Origin of the sequence: Salibacterium salarium, assembly GCF_030813635.1 — a bacterium.
Taxonomy (GTDB): Bacteria; Bacillota; Bacilli; order Bacillales; family Marinococcaceae; genus Salibacterium; species Salibacterium salarium.
Genome location: NZ_JAUSUM010000004.1, coordinates 136314 through 153204, shown reverse-complemented (window position 1 = coordinate 153204; position 16891 = coordinate 136314). Strand labels below are relative to the sequence as shown.

The following is a 16891-nucleotide window of genomic DNA, read 5'->3' as shown; positions in this document are numbered from 1 at the left end:
TTACACATAAATTTGTTTTACTTCCTGTTTTTGCAGTTTGTCAGGGGCCCCATCAAAGACAACCTCTCCGTTGTTAATCGCGATGATGCGATCGGCGTAGGCAGCAGCCATATCAAACTGATGGAGGTTAACAATCGTTGTCATGCCTTCTTCACGACTGAAGGTAGAAAGGTATTCCATTACTCTTTCAGAGGAAGAAGGGTCCAGGCTGGCAATCGGTTCATCAGCAAGCAGTAACGAGGGACGCTGGGCAAGCGCGCGGGCCAGCCCTACGCGCTGCTGCTGCCCCCCACTCAGTTCATCCGCCCGCTTCATCAACTCCTGTTCCAGACCCACCCGTTCAAGAATAGCAATGGCTTCTTTTGTATCGCTTTGTGAATACCAGCCGAGCCCTCCTTTGATTGCAGACATATAACCGAGTTTGCCGTGCAATACATTCTGAACGACCGAGACTCGTTTAATCAGGTGAAAATGCTGAAATATCATACCAATTTCCCGCCGTGCCCAGCGCAATTCCTTCTTTTTGAGCTTCAACATATTCTGCCCGCGAAACCATATTTCTCCGCTAGTTGGTTCAACTAGACGGTTAAGGGAACGTAGAAAAGTACTTTTTCCAGCTCCACTGGGCCCAATCACCGCTACGATCTCCCCTTTATTAATAGTCAGCGAGATTCCGTTTAGAGCCGGGGTCCCGTCTTTATAAATTTTTCGCAAACTTTTTATATCCAGTATTGTTTCCGGCATAATGTTCAAACCCCTATTCCAGCAGTTCTTCAGGACTCATATTCAGCGTAGATGCTGTGTTACGGACGATGTCGAAATCTTCATCCGATACTTCATAAAAACCACTGATCCCGCGTTCTTCAAAGAAATTCTCGTCTTCGTAGTTGAGGTAAAATGCTTTGATTTCTTCTTTCAGATCATCTGGCAGTTCTTCCCGGTAAGCATCCGGTCCTCTCGGAATATCGTCTGACGTATCAATGATTTGGTAGTCCTCTTCAGAAATTTCCCCCTGATCCAACATGGCATTCATGACATCTGTGGCGATGGCGGCACCATCGACATCCCCATTTATCACAGACAGAATGGAAGCATCGTGTCCGCCAGAGTAGTTTACGTTTTCAAAAAAGTCGTCCACCTCATCTTGTTCTTCAATTCCCAATTCTTCCATGACAGCAGCGCGCGGAAAAATGTTTCCGGAGGTGGAGGCAGGATCAACGAATAAGAAATCTTTGCCTTCCAGGTCTTCGATCGATTCATCTTCAGAATCTGCAGGAACTATGATGGCACTTTGATAAGTGATGTCGTCTTCTCCTTCTGCCCCGATGGCAAAAACCTCAGCATTGCTGCGTTCCTTAGCCAGGGTGTAGGCAAAGGGTCCGAAAAAAGCGATATCTACATTTTCGTTACGCATTCCTTCTATGACACCGTTATAGTCATCTCCTAAAAAGACCTCCGTGTCGATGTCAAGTTCTGTTCCGAGTTCTTCTGTGAACTCTTCCATGCGGTCGGAAACAGAGGCTTGATCTTCTGAAGGAATAACCCCTATGGTCAATTCTTCCGGACGTTCTCCTGCTTCTCCTCCGGTCGGCTCGTCCTCTCCGCAGGCTGCGAGTATGAGAGCCACACTAAGGACACTCGTTGCAACAACTGGTTTTTTCCACATAAAAAAAGCCCCCTATGTAAAAATTTAATCTACATATTCAGGATATAGGGGGAATATTAAAGCTGTGTTAATGAGGTTTAAATTATTTTAAAAGATAGAGTGAACATTATTAACAAAAACTACGGACGCTTATACGAAAAATACCGCTGCAACATTCTTCCAATTGTTCTTTTCACCTATGATCAAAGGCGGGAGGAGCCAGATTATTTCTCCATTTAATTTCCATTTGATGTGCTGCTTTTTTAATTTCTTATCGTACAATTAAAACAGCAGAGTTGGCGACACTTTATCCGCTCGAACAACCCTTTTAGCGCTGCATTGCTATTTAAAACAGGGTATAATGAGAAGGAGAAAGTAGAAGTAAAAAAAGAATTTTTGCGTATGATGATCCGCATAAATATAGATCCTGCTCCTTTCACATTACTGACCGGTTTTTTCGAAACCTACTTAACACTTACTCCTTCTGAAGAAGAACAATTACGGGAAGAGGTGAAAACAATGGAAAAACAGGAAAGCGACAAAGTGATGGAGCTTATGGTCTCTTACGAAAAGAAAGGGATGGAAAAGACGAAAGAGGAAATTGCTTCAGAGATGCTGAAAAAAGACATGGATGTGGAAACGATAGCCGAAGTGACAGAGCTCACAACCAAGGAAGTGCTTCAATTAAAACAACAATAGCGTTATACCCAGGACGCTGTTTATTGGTCTCGTTGTCTTTGGCATGGCTTTTGCTGAAGGATCGGCCAATGACTGGCTGCCTCTTGCCATGGTGGACGGTTTCAACGTACAGCCTATCACCGGGAGCGCCATGTTCACCCTGTTTTTAACGGCCATGTTCCTGGGCCGCACAGCAGGCAGATTTTTCCTCAACCGATTCGGCCGGGTTCCCGTTCTTCGAACCGCCTCCGGATTAGCGTTCTCAGGACTGGCTCTTGTGATATTCTCAGGATATCTGCCTGTGGCATCAGTTGGTGTCTTTTTATGGGGACTTGGCACATCGCTGGGCTTTCCGGTCGGCATTTCCGCTGCCGGCGAAGAATCAGAAGGAGCCGTCACCAGAGTAAGTATTGTTTCTATTATCGGGTACTCCGCCTTTCTTGCCGGCCCGCCGATGTTGGGGTTATTTGGAGAAATCATGGGGCTCTTACATGCTTTTGTTTTTGTGCTTATCGGAATCTTCCTTGCAGGGTTGGCTTCTTCTTCTGTAAAGAAAACGGCTTGATGAAATCCAGGGCATAAACAGTAAGACAGCTAAAATAAATTCCTGCACATATAGAGGACTTGTTCAAGATCATGCTTATGTAAAACACCTAAACGACGTTTTAATTCAGATCCATGTACCGACATAATTTTTGAAGTACGTGCCACCGATGGTTTTAATAACCCGGCTTCGTTCCAATATTCCAAAACAACATCAAATTGATTTCTAGGATGTTGGCTGGTTACAGGGGTAATAATGACATCCACATCCAATGCCAATTCATTTCCTACAATAATAACAGAACGCTGCTTCGTTTGATGAGTCCCTTTAAAAAGGACATCCGCCAACCAAACATCGCCCTGCTTCATCCTACCGCTCATTGTATATGTCATCCTCCTCATTATCCCACCAGTCATGATTTTTATTTAGTAAAATAACATCCGGAGACATATATTTTTCTTTTATTTTTTCAAGTACTTTTTTCCTTTCTTCCTCACTCAACATGTCAATTTCCTTGATAATTTTTTCTGGAATAGACATATTATGCACCTCCGGTAAACGATACTTTTATTATAACTTATATTCGCATTATCATAAACGTTCAGATAACAAATGTTATAATTTTCTTTAAATTAAATTTCCCTTTAAAACAACTGAATTGGCGACGCTTTGTCCGCACAACAACCATTTAAACGCTCCAATGCTCTCGAAAATGGGGTATAATAAAAAGGAGAAAATACAGGTAAAAAAAAGAATTTCTACATATGATGGCTCGCATGAATATAGATCCTGCTAGATCCGATCTGTTAACCGTTTTTTTCGAAACATTTCTAACTCTTACTTTCTCGGAAGAAAAGAAACTACAGGAAGAGGTGAAAAAGATGGACGGAAGAGAAGGCGAAAAGTGAGGGAGTTTATGGTATCTTACGAAAAAAAGGGCATGGAAAAAGCAAAAACGGAAATTGCTGAAGAAATGTTGAAAAAAGACATGGATATCGAAACGATCTCTGAATTAACAGGACTCACCACCGAAGAAGTCCTTCGACTAAAACAATAATTTTTGGCTCTCTTTTTCCACCACCCTTAAGCATGCTTAAGGGTGGTGGGGACTTGTTGACGCCAAAGGATTTTCTTCTTTAAGCGCTCAAAACTTTTGATACCATAAGAGACACGTTTGATCACTTTGGTCGTATTATTGATGCCTTCGATATAACCATTATTATACGGATACATGAACGAATGCAGGATTTCCTGTTTCCAGGTTTGAAAGGTTTTGACTACCTTCTGAAACGAGGCGATGCCTGATGCTTCAGCCTGTTCCATCCAGGTTTCCAGGCCGGCCTTGGCCGTGGTCTCATCACTCGTTTTAAACCAATAATCTAAGGCATTCTTCAGCTCGTAAGCCTGACGTAAGCGATCACCCCAGGGCAGTAGTTCCTCGACCCGTTCCCGGCCTTCTTCCGATAATCGAAACGGCGATTTCCACAATACCTCTTTGTTTCGCTTCATCTGAATTCGCTCCTGCTTCCAGAGCTCGTGCTGCACCTCCCGCCGGATCTCATCAAACGCCCAGTAAACCTGCCGCATATAATGAAAGCGGTCCGCAATGATAAGAGGATTTCCCAATGCTTCCCGGACAGCTTTTTTAAATCCCTGGGACAAGTCCATCACCACCATCTGAAGCCTCGAGGTATCACAGCTCTTCAAATAAGAGAAAATGGTGTCCCTACGCCGGTCCGGCAGGATATTTAAAATCTCCCGGGACTCCGCATCCACCACGACCGTTTGAAATCGTTCCCCACCGGCATCGCCCTTGAATTCATCAATCGCAATCGCTCGGGGGAGCACGGTACGCCCTTCCACCTGTCGTTGATCCAACAGCCGGATCATACGATGAACACTCAAACCCAGATGCTTGCCTGCCTGAGTAAAAGATAAATCGGCGGTGAAAAGAAGGGCTTCTTCCGTTAACATCGATGTCTGGCGTTGATAACGGGCCACTAGCAGCAGCCGTTCAAAAAAGGCATGGCCACAAGCGGTGCAGCGATAACGGCGTTTTCGTAGCGTTACCTACACCACAACATTCACTATAGAGCCAAAATTAGTGCCGACAACGCAGCAGCCGGCACGAAAATAATAGAGGATAAAGAAAAATGCAGAGCATATGTTTTCGAAATAATAAGCCATAATCCTTGTGGAATCAGCAAATTTATTGAATTCAGCAGACCCTATTTAGCTCGCATTAACATTTAATTGTTCCATGAGTTTATGGCGGAGTACAGTTTCTTCTTCACTACCTGTCGTTTTCATTCTAACAATTGGAATTCCATACTTTTCTAATATTTTATCTTTCATTTTATCACGTTTCAGTTGATCACTATTATCTTCATGAAAACGATGACCATCAACTTCTACTACTAATACTGGCATTTTATCCATTTTATTAAAAATCAAAAAATCAGTATGTGTTAATTCATTACTCACAAATTTAGTCTCATCTTCAGTTAGTTTGGCTGAATCTTTGATTAACAAACGTAATGGATGGTGCAATACGAAATCAAAACTTCTAAACTCTACTTCATTTAAGACTTTTTCTATCACGGCACTCATGAGGTTTTCTGACATATGTTCAGATATCTGTTTGTTATTATTCATAAATTTCAAAAGTTCCTTGGAGTAACTGCTATAAAGTAAATCAAATACTGAACGAATTTCACTTTCAATAATGTCGAAATTATTATATTTTATATATCTGACTAGATCACCAATGTTTGTTCCGTGCCAATTCTCACAATCATCAGCAACCACTACAACTAATTTATCGACAGCTCGAGATACAGCAACATTAATAAGATTAGAAGTGTCAGCGAAGTCATTTACATTAATATCATTAGAAACAGTAGATAGAATGATATTATCCATTTCTCGACCTTGGAATTTATGTACGGTGTCTATTTCCGCATTTTCTAATTCACCAGCTTTTTGTAGTTCTTGTACTTGTGGTCGAAACGGTGAAACAATACCTAGGGAGTGTTCATTATTATAAAATTTTTGTTGAGGTATAACTTCATTAAAAATAACATCAATTTGACGCTGGTTCCATCTTCCTCTAGCGTGATTACCTTTTACTGTTTTATATAAGAGCATTGGATTTTCTGATTCACGCTCATCCGTTAAGAGAATTAGTTCATTGTTATAAAATTTCTGATTACAATAATTAATAATCTTGGGATGACAACGATAATGTTCTCTTAACAGTGTCTTTGGTACCTCTTCATATAAAGTTACCACTGAAGATAATAAACTATGTTCTGCATAATCATACGCTGGATTAAGTTCATATGACTGAAATATCTTTGTAGCTTTTTCTTTTTCTTCCTTCGGTATAACATTAGGGAGCTGCATCAAATCTCCTACAGTAACCACATTTTTAGCACAAGAAAAAGCTAATGCTCCTGTAACTATATCAACTTGTGAAGCCTCATCAATCAACACATAGTCAAAAAGATAATTCTTTGATACACAGTTACGCAAGGAATGGGTAGTGCTTAAGATAACTGGATACTCTTTAATAAATTCCCCAAAGTTTTTCCGCAATGCATCTTCTTTAAATGCTGTTCTTTTATTACCTGGGTAGTATTTTTTAGTTAGGAAAGCTTTAAATATCTTCATAGAATCTTCACTATATTGTTTCATTGCATTATCAAAATCATAGTTTTCCAAGCTATTCTCTAATTGCTCTACTTTGTTAGTTAACTCATTAAACTTTTGATCGTAATACGCTTTTTGTAAAGAAGAAATAATCTCTTCAGGAGGGTGTTTATATAAATTGAAATTATATATTCCAAAGACAATAAGATTATAGATCTTATCACGTAATTTAAAATTATTTCTTTTAATTCTTTGTTCGTATTTAATCAATATCTTTAAGATCTTCTCTGCACTTAATTGAAACACTGAATTAATTTGAACATGCTGAAAAGTTGAATTTGCGTAATAGTCAGCAAAATACTCATATTCTGTTCGAAACGCAGATAACTCTTGCTTTAATAGGGCCTGTTCATTTTTGAATTCTAGCATTTTACTTAATTCCTGTTGCAATTCGTTTAAGCTTTCCAATATTGATTGATACTTGGATTCTTCTAACTCCCAGTCGTTCATGTCCGGATAAGTTGTATTTTGGTGAGCAAAAAAGTTTTCTTTGTTTTCTTTATTACCAAGATAAGCAGCAATAAAATCAAGTTCATACTTTTGTAATTTTTCAAGTACATTAGCTGTTGCTGAATTATTGTTGGAAACAATCGCAACTGTCTTATTATTTAAAAGAGCATTGGCAATTATGTTTAATATGGTTTGTGTCTTTCCTGTCCCCGGTGGTCCTTGAATAACACTTAATTGCTCAATCATGGCATTTTCTGTGGCCGCTTTTTGACTTTCGTTAAATCCAAATGGATAAATAACTTGTGTTTGATTCTCTTTTCTTGTTAAGTCCTTGCGCTGCAGGTAGGTCGATAAAACACTGCGTGGGCTGATAGTGGATATTTTGTTGTACTCTTTACCCAAAAAACTATCTTCCTCATTAGATTCCTCTCCTATATTATTTGCCATCTTTTTTAAGTAATCAAAACAATCGTTAGCTTTTTTATTCGTTAAACATGACTGTTCAATCATAATATCGGAGCTTAAATAAACTTTCGCGTTTCCGTTTCTAAAAACAAGCTTAAAATAGCTTCCGAAGTCGAGTATTTGATTAATATTTAGTATTCGTTCATTGTTACTATATACTATTTGTTTAGTTGAATCCACTATTCTTGGGGTTTTAAGCCACACTACGTTTTTTTCATTAAAAGTATATAACTTACTATTGTTATAATATCGAACCATGCACTTACCATCTTCAAAATTCAAAGATTCAATTTCTTGAGTTTTATCCTTATCTTTTAATAATATTAAATTCTTTTCAGTATCCACCTTTTTCACACCTTATATTCTTTTCAATCATTTGTAAGTTATAAGAAAAATTATTTTAATTTACATTTTATCACATTCCCATTTAAGACGTTATGATAAAGAGAATAAAAAATTCATTTTAAAAAGTTCCCTCTATTCGGGTTACGGGTTACACGCTATAATGCGACTAAACCCAAGGCGTGACAGGTACCATTAAAAAACATCATAAGATACGTTTTACGGGATGAGGACGATCTTCCCGAGTTTCCCTGCATGTTCAAAATAGGTTTGAGCGTCTCGAGCTTCTTCCAGTGGAAACGTGCGGTCAATGACAGGTTTGATTTTGCCCTCTGCTATAGCATCAAGCATTTGTTTGAACTCTTTTCTTGTCCCTAAAACAGAACCATACAAGGTGATGTGCTTTAAGTAAAGGGTTCTGAAATCGAGCTCTGTCTTTTGGCCGCCTGCTGAACCGGAAGTGCAGAATTTCCCTCCCTTTTTGAGGACCTGCAACGAAGTGGTAAACAAGGCATCGCCGACGACATCCAGCACGGAATCCACAGGCCCGCCGTTTACTTCGAGGATCTGTTCAGTAAGCTGGCTGGACTTATACGATAGGACGTGAGCAGCTCCTAATTCTTGTTGTCTTCTAAAAATTTGTTTTCAAATTCCCCTTGTTTTCCAGCACGAAATAACCAAACTGTCATAGTTTCACTTCCCTCATTAATATCTTCATTTCAAAATGGAGTAAAGATATATTTCTAATAAAACTCAAGCGCACTCAATTTAAATAAAAGATTGAAAAATCATTGCAAATTCAAACCACAAACCTCTTCTATTATTCTAAGCGTTCTGTATACGGCTCTAAATCTTCGATCTTTGCTACGATTCGTTTTTGTTCTTCGATTGGAGGTAAAGGGACCAGTTTTGTTTTAATCATTGGGACTGTTAACTGCTTTATACTTGTTCCTACCCCCTTCTCTAATGGTGCTGTTAAAACATATTCAATATAGTGATTTGAAATCCCACTTGGGAAATTTAGCACTATAAGTCTTACAATCGGTGTAAAAGGCTCTGATCTATAACATGTATAACCTATAGTTCCTCTTCCTGAAACTGTTAAACAAGGTACTTCTACAGTAGGTGTAGTCGTATATCCAACTATTCCGTTGTTTTCTTTCCCATTACCAATTACCGGTACGTCGTAATAGCTATTTTTCTGATCAATAATTTCTTTCGGTTTGTCTCCACCTGCTTTAATAAATGACGCAATTTCATTTATTCTAACCCACTTCCAACTCTTAGGTATATCAAACGGGATTTCTTCTTCTGTAATCTCTGGCAATTTCTTTTGTTTCTTGATTTTACCTTCTTCAACTAGTTGCTCTTTCTCTACTTGAATCTGATGGTACAGTTCTTCCGCTGTTCCCTCTTCTTCACGCTGCTCTACAAGTTTTCCTTGAATAGCATATTGTAAAATGGATTTTTGCATATCTTCAGGGAACTTCTCATTTAATTTTCCTAGTTCTATATTAGCTTTGTCATATTCGTCAGCATATGGCATTAACTCTTCGATTTTTGCTACGATCCGTTTTTGTTCTTCAAAAGGCGGGAGGGGCAATAGATAGCCTTTAATTTTTGTCAAACTAGTACGAACTCTTGTAATCCCTTGTACTTGTGAATAAATTTGTTTTCTAAACATTCCACTATTAATTGCATTTAAAAGGTATTTTTTGCTAAGCATTCTATGTGGAACAAACTTAACCGCATCATAAAACGTAGTGAGATTCTATATTAGGAACTATCATTGCACGACCTGCTGGCATCATTTTTGCAATTACTATATCCCCGCTGTATACTTGACTTCTTTTTATAGATTCCAGATGTTTAAATGAAGTGTATTTCACATTATCATTTTTCCAACCATCTGAGCCTATATTACTCAATTGAACTATTCTTACCTCAGGTTCATCTATATAATGAGATTTCTTAAGATTGCTACCAAAAGGCCCATCAGCAAAGGGGCTGTTAATTGCTTCGGCTAAATCATTAATTCTCACCCACTTCCAGCCATCTGGAATATCAAATGGAATCTCTTCTTCTGTAATCTCAGGCATTTTTTTTTGTTTATTTGTCTTTCCTTCATCAATCAAACGTTCCCTTTCTTCCTGAATCTGATGAAACAATTCATCTGCAGTACCTTCCTCTTCCTTTTGTTCTACTAGCTTTCCTTGAACAGCTAGTTGTAAAATACTGTTCTTTAAATCTTCTCCGTTCAATTTAATCATCTCCAAGCTTAGAAGTTATTTGCTCTAATACATGGTCAATTTCAGCATTTAATGATGCTCTTTTTTCTTGATATTCCATGATTAAATCCATCGGTTCCAAGATAACTTCTTCTTCGTTTGGAAATCCACATAAATCAATATTGAAGCTTCTCTCTTCTAACTCATGAACAGTATATTTTTTCGCTTTCGGATAACCATCTAATTCGATTTCCTCTCTGTTATCCCACCATGATAGAGCATCTTCGAAATGTTCAAGCTTCATTGGACGTGTCTTTGAGAAATTTTTATACCCCTCTGGCATATCCAAACGGTAAAACCAAGTTTCCTCAGTCGGTTCAGTATCTTCAAAGAAAATAATATTCGTTCGGATCGATGTATATGGCGCAAACACACTATGAGGCATTCTTACAACCGTATGTATATTATATTCGCTAAACAACTTTTTCTTAATATTGAACTTGGCATTATCTGTCCCAAATAAAAAGCCATCTGGTATAATCACGGCTGCTCGCCCCTGCTTTTTCAAGCGATACATGATTACATTCATGAAAAGGTCTGCTGTTTCAGAACTTCTCAATTCAGCTGGAAAGTTATTTTTTACACTTTCTTTCTCACTTCCACCATACGGTGGGTTCATTAAAATCAAATCAAAATGTTCCATTTTACGAAGATCCTTATAATCTGAGTCTAAGGCATTTCCGTGCATGATCTCCGGGTTATCAATATCATGAATTAGTATATTTGTTGCGCACAACATGTGCGGTAATGATTTCTTTTCTATACCGACAACGGATTTATTATAAAGTTCTCGATTCTCAAGCGAGTTGCCCACCTGTTTATTTAGTACCTCTAATGCAGAAGTTAAGAAGCCACCTGTCCCACATGCAAAGTCTGCAATTCTCTCACCTAACTCGGGATTAGTCACTTGGACCATAAAATCAGTCACAGCACGTGGCGTGTAAAATTCACCCGCATTACCAGCGCTTTGTAAGTCTTTTAAGAATGACTCATAAATAGCTCCAAATTCGTTTCGCTCTCTATATTCAGTGAAATCAATTTCATCAATGATATTGACTACTTGACGTAGAAGGATTCCATCTTTTTGATAGTTATTTACATCCTCAAAAGCGTACTTTACTATAACTTGACTCATAGGAGTGTGTTCATCAATCTCTAGGTTTTTTAAAGCTGGAAATAGCTCGTTGTTTACGAAGTCAAGGAGTGCATCTCCTGTTAATGCTTCTCCATCCTTTTTATCAACAGCCCAATCACGCCATTTCAAACCTTCAGGTATAATCGATTTGTAGTTGTCATCGTATAATTCCCAAGCCTCTTCTTTCGCATCATAAATTTTTAAGAAGAGGATCCATACGATCTGCTCGATACGTTGGGCATCTCCATTTACACCTGAATCATTTCGCATGACATCTTGGATTCGTTTCACAAAGTTGCTTATTGTCATTGTTCATTCCCTCTTTCACGTTATTGTGCGTCATAAATTTCATTCTCGAGTTCTTTGACAGCTTTTTTATAGCCTGATTTACCTCCGAACTCTTTCACAATTTTTAATGGACTTCCTATTTTCGCAAACTCTTTTAATTGAAGAACCTTGGTGTCTTCAATTTCTTTAATACCATCATCAGAATACTTATCCAATAATGCTTCTAGAACATATTGAGCTGTTTCTGAGTACTCATAAATGTAGCCTTTCTTCTTTACATTCTCCGCCCGTTCTTGTTTCGTCAACGGGGGTTGATCGTAAGCCAAATGACAGATTAAATCAAAGTCATCTAAGTCTGGCTGCCCCAGTTCTTCTTTTACCGCATCTAAAAGCACTCCGCCATCTTGAAGTTCATCGATAATAGCCTGTTTTTTGTCAGCATTCGTCCATGAGCGAAGAAAATCATCCAAATTAGCATACTGTTCCAGAATATTTTTCTTTGTATAGTCCACAAGGCTTTCAGTTATAAGTTTACCATCCTTATCAAGATACTGAACCCGTTCAGACAGGACCTCAACCTTAACATCACCGACAAAATATTTCTTAGGTTCTTCATCATCGTCCTCAAAGAAACCAGTGTCTTCTGAATCTCCTTGAAAACCTCCACCTTCATCAGTTGTGTGGTCAGGAGGCGTATCTTCCGATTCATCTTCTTCACTTACGCCTGGCTCATTCATTTCGTCTTCATTTGAAATATCTTGGACAGCTTCTGGAGTACCATCAAATGCGGGATCAGCAAATAATCGACTCGCATTGCGGAAATCCAAAATACTAAAATGAGTTTTCCCATATTCTTCTAATAGCCGTGTCCCACGTCCGATGATTTGTTTGAATTCAGTCATGCTTGTTATGTTGTTATCAAGTGCTATCACACGACACATTTTTGCGTCTACTCCAGTAGTCATTAACTTACTCGTCACTGCAATAACAGGGTAGGTGCTTTCTTCATCAATAAAGTTATCAAGCTGAGATTTCCCTTCGGCATTATCGCCTGTAATTCGCATGATGTATCGAGAGTCTTGTGTATATAAATCTTTATTTTCATTAATGAGAGCCTGCCTCATCCGTTCAGCATGCTCAATGTCTACACAAAAGACAATAGTTTTACTGTATCGATCCGTCTTTTTCAGGAATTCAGTAATTTTTTTAGCAACAACTTTTGTCCGATCCTCTATGACGAGTTGTCTGTCATAGTCTTTTACGTTATATTCACGATCTTCAATTTCGAATCCATATTTATCCTGTTTGCCACTTTCAGGACGATAGCCCTCCAAGTCACGATCAAGTCCAACGCGAATGACTTTATATGGCGCAAGAAACCCGTCATCAATACCTTGTTTTAGTGAATACTCATAAATCGGTTCACCAAAATAAGACACACTAGACGCCTCGTTTGTTTCAACAGGCGTTGCTGTACATCCAATATGCGTGGCATTTGAGAAGTAATCAAGAAGTTTACGCCAATTAGAATCTTCTTTAGCACTGCCTCGGTGGCACTCGTCAATCACTATCAAATCAAAGAAATTAGGCTGGAATTGACGGAACGCTTCTTCCCCGTCGTCACCAGATAATTGTTGGTACAGCCCAAGATAAATCTCATAGGAGCTATCTAATTGTTTATTCGTGATTTTTGTCATCTTATTCTGAAATGGTTTAAAATCCCCAGTCATGGTTTGATCCACAAGTACATTTCGATCTGCCACAAAGAGGATTTTCTTTTTAATTCCTGCTTTCCAAAGCCTGTAGATCATTTGAAAAGTCATATACGTCTTTCCAGTCCCAGTAGCACTAACAAGCAATACACGATCCTGCCCTTGTGCAACTGCATCTACAGTTCGATTAATAGCGACACGTTGATAATAACGTGGCGTTTTATAATTCGGATCATAATAATACGGTTCAAGAAGTGCCTTCTCTTCCGTTTCACTCAACCCTTTATCATACCGATATCGATTATACAATTCATCAGAAGATGGGAACTCATCGAGCATCAACTCCCTTACTTCTCCCGTAATCAAATTCTGTTCCACAAACGCATCACCATTAGAAGAATAAACGTAAGGTACATCGAGTATCCCCGCATAGTCGATACCTTGTTGTAGACCACTACCTACAGAGTGATTGTTATCTTTTGCCTCTATAATCGCAAGCGGGAAATTGTTTTTATAAAAAAGTACATAGTCTGCTCTCTTCGGTTTTCCTCTGGCTGTCAAATTTCCACGAAGAATAATGCGTCCTGCTGTAAACGAATATTCAAAACGAATCTGTTTTTGAAGATTCCACCCTGACTGTGTGACTGCTGGTGTGATATACCTCGCTTTAATGTCCTCTTCAGACAATTGACTCTTCCCCATGAATTCAGCCCCTTTCATTATACTTTAAATAAAGTCATTCACTCTGAAGTTGCATAATCTATAGAAAAAAATTCCACACATATTCATAAAAAGACAGAACCTCCAAATCTGCGGTACGATGAATGTACCACCAAACACGTACACAGAGGGGTTCTGCCATATGTGTCCTGTAGCACAGTCATCATCTATCGACAATTTCTTAGACCAAATAGATGTATCGCTTCATGTACCAAAACCGGCATACCGGCATCTTTCCCATCTTCTGCAGGGCATGATTCAAGAGCGGCGGAATGGAAGTATGACCGTACTACGGAACAGCAGTTTCTGGCACCGGCATCTCACCTCCGTAACGCGATTTTTTCAATGCGGGCAGTGGAACGAGCAAGGCGTACAGCGAAAGCTGCAGAGGTCTATCTATCAACAAGGTCGGGAGCTCTCCTCTTCTGATTGCCATGACGCCTTATGTGAAAGAAAAGTATTCAAAACTTGATATGGCCTGGCACCATATGGATCAAATACTTGACGGCACGCGTGACGTCTATGTCCTGACAGACAGCTGGTATGCTTCCACATCCTTGATTGACGATATTCAAGAACGTGGATGGCATGTCATCGGTGGTCTGAAAAGCAACCGTGTTCTGTTGAATGGCCGTATTCATCAACCCGTCAAGGAATGGGCACAACAAAAGGAAGACCAAACATCCTGCATCGTCACCGTAAGAGACACTTCCTACCGTGTTCATCGCTATGACGGGACACTGAAAGGCGGGCTACAGGGAACGGTGCTGGCGTGCCAGCCTACTAATACAGCAGCTAGCGAATCATCGGTTCGCTATTTCTTCTGTACAGATTCCAGCTTAACCGCCCAAAAGATCCTGCATTTCTACGCCGAACGCTGGAACATCAAAATCTTTTTCAGGAAACGAAAGAAAAACTTCATATGGGGGATTACAGGCTGCGATCCCTTTTTGCTATCAAGCGGTACATGCTGGTACTTCAACTTGCCTATACATTTATTGTGCAGCATTACCAGCAGGGATTCTCTACAGGATATTGGCGGGCTGACAAGGAAAAGCGCCGTTCTCTCCTGTTTTATGTTTACCAGAAAGCCCAAAAGGGCGTGTCCCTGCAGTCTCTTGAAAAAGAGTTGATGATTGCCTAAGGAGATATGTAAGCTCCAAAGTAAAATATTCATTCTATTGGATATCCCTGTTATTTATTATGCAACTTTAGAGTGGCTACATAAACGTTTTCCGTTTTCCGTTTTCCGTTTATGCATTTTTCTCTTGCCAAATAAAGCTACGTTGGTTATATCAGCGTACTTTCAAAGGAAAAGCGATAGAAACGCTGTCTTTCATCTCCTTCACACGCTATTTTCTAGCTCAAAATCTACTGATCGACTGGCTGAGTGAAATGGCTGCTTCTCTAAAAGGTGGAAGCAGTCTCACGGGACGATTATGTTAAATGGTAGATAATCAACAGCTGTGCATTAACACTTTATTTCTCTATGTATAAATACAAATTATAGTTACCCCAAAGGTGAGCTATTTTATTATTTTGCTGACTTTTTTCTATTTCTTCGTCATCGATAAGGATTAAGGAGGTCCCATCATTATGTATTGAGATATGAGTTAACTCAAAATTAATATTATATTTCCCATTGAAATTTAACAAAGCTTCAAAGTTTTGATCCTCTAAATATTTTTTTATATTTTCATCCATTCCGAAAAATAATTGCAAATCATCCCTAACTCTAAATTTAAACCCATTGTTGTTGTAACTGTGGAAAAAAGTACAAAATTTATATTCCCCGATATTTGTAAATATCTCATATCCTGATTCATCTAAATCATTTTTATATTCAATTTCTTTAAGTTCATAATAATCAATTTTTGAATTATTTTTAGTTATTTCATTTATTCTTACATTTAATATACTAGCTAATTGGCTATACCCTGAAAGTTGAGCCACTTTGGTATAATAAATTAATAAAGATAGTATCCTTTCATATCTGCTTATATTATCCATTTCACTAGGTGGATCAACTACTTCAATTTTTGTAGGATTAGCATCTCTCCCAATTATACTGATTGCCCCATATTTCGGTACTGTAGTAGTGTGAGCTGTTTTTTGGTTTGTTATTTCATTAGCAGCTTGGTTTAAATTCCCTTTTCTTCCCTTTGACTCTGCTATTATTTTTTTTCCTTTATAATAAATTTCAAAATCACATCGTTTACCCGTATTAATTATTTCGTTAATACAGTTAAAGTTCACATCAAATAGTTTTTGAAAAAGTGCAATTGCAAACCCTACACCAATCACCTCTGACGATTGGGTTTGTAATTCTGATTTTTCTCCATCGTCAAAATAAAAGTATTTCTTGTCTTTAAGTAAAGAAGGCTCTATAGTTAAATATGTGTACTGAAATCTCTTTGATATATCTGTTTTAAATCTAGATTGATAATGAATCATTGCACAATGAATTAAATTCAAATCAGTTAGCATTAAGCCTCTTGATTTGACTTCTTTATAAACTTTTTTCACAAAGAGAGTGGTATCTGTACTCGAGTTAAAATTAACCATTACTTGCTTTAAACTTAGCTTGATTGCCATTTAACCACCATTTTCTAATTTAGAGATAGCTATTATGAACTTTGCAGTCTTATAATCGGTTGAAAAACTTACATACATCTGTATAAAAAGACAAAACATTAAATTATGCAGCAATACAACGAAGTATTACTAGGCATGCACAGAGAGACGTTCTGCCGTATGTTTCCTGTAGCACAGTCACAAGCATCGATTATTTTTTAATGTCTATTGATGCACCTCTCCATGTATCAAATCCAGAATACCTGCCATTTAAGGAATGGTTCAAGATCGATCGGCACAATGCCAGTATGAAAATACTACGAGGTTGTAGTTTAAAAA

15 protein-coding genes and 2 pseudogenes are annotated in these 16891 nt (G+C 38.4%); 5 read left to right on the top strand and 12 right to left on the bottom strand.

The window, feature by feature from the left end:
* Nucleotides 1-744, bottom strand: a complete 744-nt coding sequence (gene phnC, locus J2S78_RS14920; protein WP_306899843.1) for a phosphonate ABC transporter ATP-binding protein — start codon at nucleotides 742-744, stop codon at nucleotides 1-3.
* Nucleotides 745-757: 13 nt separating this feature from the next.
* Nucleotides 758-1666 carry a phosphate/phosphite/phosphonate ABC transporter substrate-binding protein gene (gene phnD, locus J2S78_RS14915; RefSeq protein WP_125560996.1) on the bottom strand — a complete coding sequence of 303 codons (909 nt, stop codon included), beginning with the start codon at nucleotides 1664-1666 and terminating at the stop codon, nucleotides 758-760.
* A gap of 381 nt (nucleotides 1667-2047) precedes the next feature.
* Between phnD and J2S78_RS14910 the strand changes: the two genes are divergently transcribed.
* Nucleotides 2048-2344, top strand: a complete 297-nt coding sequence (locus tag J2S78_RS14910; RefSeq protein ID WP_306899842.1) for an RpnC/YadD family protein — start codon at nucleotides 2048-2050, stop codon at nucleotides 2342-2344.
* Between the two features lie 280 nt (nucleotides 2345-2624).
* On the top strand, nucleotides 2625-2888 hold the full coding sequence (locus J2S78_RS14905; RefSeq protein ID WP_306899841.1) for an MFS transporter: 264 nt from the start codon (nucleotides 2625-2627) through the stop codon (nucleotides 2886-2888).
* A gap of 29 nt (nucleotides 2889-2917) precedes the next feature.
* On the opposite strand, the gene J2S78_RS14900 is transcribed toward J2S78_RS14905, so the two are convergent.
* Together J2S78_RS14900 and J2S78_RS14895 are read right to left on the bottom strand one after the other, a co-directional pair.
* Complete coding sequence (locus tag J2S78_RS14900) at nucleotides 2918-3247, bottom strand: type II toxin-antitoxin system PemK/MazF family toxin (protein WP_306899838.1); 330 nt, start codon at nucleotides 3245-3247, stop codon at nucleotides 2918-2920.
* Nucleotides 3237-3407 carry a hypothetical protein gene (locus J2S78_RS14895; protein ID WP_306899837.1) on the bottom strand — a complete coding sequence of 57 codons (171 nt, stop codon included), beginning with the start codon at nucleotides 3405-3407 and terminating at the stop codon, nucleotides 3237-3239. Before J2S78_RS14895 ends, J2S78_RS14900 begins: the two co-directional genes overlap by 11 nt.
* A gap of 364 nt (nucleotides 3408-3771) precedes the next feature.
* On the opposite strand from J2S78_RS14895, the gene J2S78_RS14890 reads away from it, so the two are divergent.
* Nucleotides 3772-3924 (top strand): Rpn/YhgA-type helix-turn-helix domain-containing protein, encoded by a 153-nt coding sequence (locus tag J2S78_RS14890; protein WP_306899834.1) that lies wholly within the window; start codon nucleotides 3772-3774, stop codon nucleotides 3922-3924.
* A 26-nt stretch (nucleotides 3925-3950) separates the two neighbouring features.
* On the opposite strand, the pseudogene J2S78_RS14885 reads toward J2S78_RS14890, so the two are convergent.
* From J2S78_RS14885 to hsdR, 7 genes and pseudogenes are all read right to left on the bottom strand, one after another.
* Nucleotides 3951-4922: pseudogene (locus J2S78_RS14885) on the bottom strand (ISL3 family transposase); the annotation flags it as partial.
* Between the two features lie 177 nt (nucleotides 4923-5099).
* Nucleotides 5100-7838 (bottom strand): AAA domain-containing protein, encoded by a 2739-nt coding sequence (locus tag J2S78_RS14880; protein WP_306899832.1) that lies wholly within the window; start codon nucleotides 7836-7838, stop codon nucleotides 5100-5102.
* A 216-nt stretch (nucleotides 7839-8054) separates the two neighbouring features.
* Nucleotides 8055-8465: pseudogene (locus J2S78_RS14875) on the bottom strand (zinc-binding dehydrogenase); the annotation flags it as partial.
* Between the two features lie 190 nt (nucleotides 8466-8655).
* Nucleotides 8656-9561 carry a restriction endonuclease subunit S gene (locus J2S78_RS14870; protein WP_306899830.1) on the bottom strand — a complete coding sequence of 302 codons (906 nt, stop codon included), beginning with the start codon at nucleotides 9559-9561 and terminating at the stop codon, nucleotides 8656-8658.
* A 25-nt stretch (nucleotides 9562-9586) separates the two neighbouring features.
* Nucleotides 9587-10096 (bottom strand): restriction endonuclease subunit S domain-containing protein, encoded by a 510-nt coding sequence (locus J2S78_RS14865; protein WP_306899828.1) that lies wholly within the window; start codon nucleotides 10094-10096, stop codon nucleotides 9587-9589.
* Between the two features lies 1 nt (nucleotide 10097).
* Nucleotides 10098-11567 carry a class I SAM-dependent DNA methyltransferase gene (locus J2S78_RS14860; RefSeq protein WP_306899827.1) on the bottom strand — a complete coding sequence of 490 codons (1470 nt, stop codon included), beginning with the start codon at nucleotides 11565-11567 and terminating at the stop codon, nucleotides 10098-10100.
* Between the two features lie 20 nt (nucleotides 11568-11587).
* The gene (hsdR, locus tag J2S78_RS14855; protein WP_306899825.1) at nucleotides 11588-13960 is read right to left on the bottom strand and encodes an EcoAI/FtnUII family type I restriction enzme subunit R; all 2373 of its coding nucleotides are present in this window, start codon (nucleotides 13958-13960) and stop codon (nucleotides 11588-11590) included.
* Nucleotides 13961-14120: 160 nt separating this feature from the next.
* On the opposite strand from hsdR, the gene J2S78_RS14850 reads away from it, so the two are divergent.
* Nucleotides 14121-14450, top strand: a complete 330-nt coding sequence (locus J2S78_RS14850; RefSeq protein ID WP_306899822.1) for a hypothetical protein — start codon at nucleotides 14121-14123, stop codon at nucleotides 14448-14450.
* Nucleotides 14425-15111: a transposase gene (locus J2S78_RS14845; protein WP_306899820.1), complete on the top strand. Its 687-nt coding sequence runs from the start codon at nucleotides 14425-14427 to the stop codon at nucleotides 15109-15111. The genes J2S78_RS14850 and J2S78_RS14845 overlap by 26 nt, the downstream gene beginning before the upstream one ends.
* Nucleotides 15112-15457: 346 nt before the next feature.
* Here the strand turns inward: J2S78_RS14845 and J2S78_RS14840 are convergent, their stop codons facing one another.
* On the bottom strand, nucleotides 15458-16573 hold the full coding sequence (locus J2S78_RS14840) for a hypothetical protein (RefSeq protein ID WP_306899819.1): 1116 nt from the start codon (nucleotides 16571-16573) through the stop codon (nucleotides 15458-15460).
* Between the last annotated feature and the right edge of the window lie 318 nt (nucleotides 16574-16891).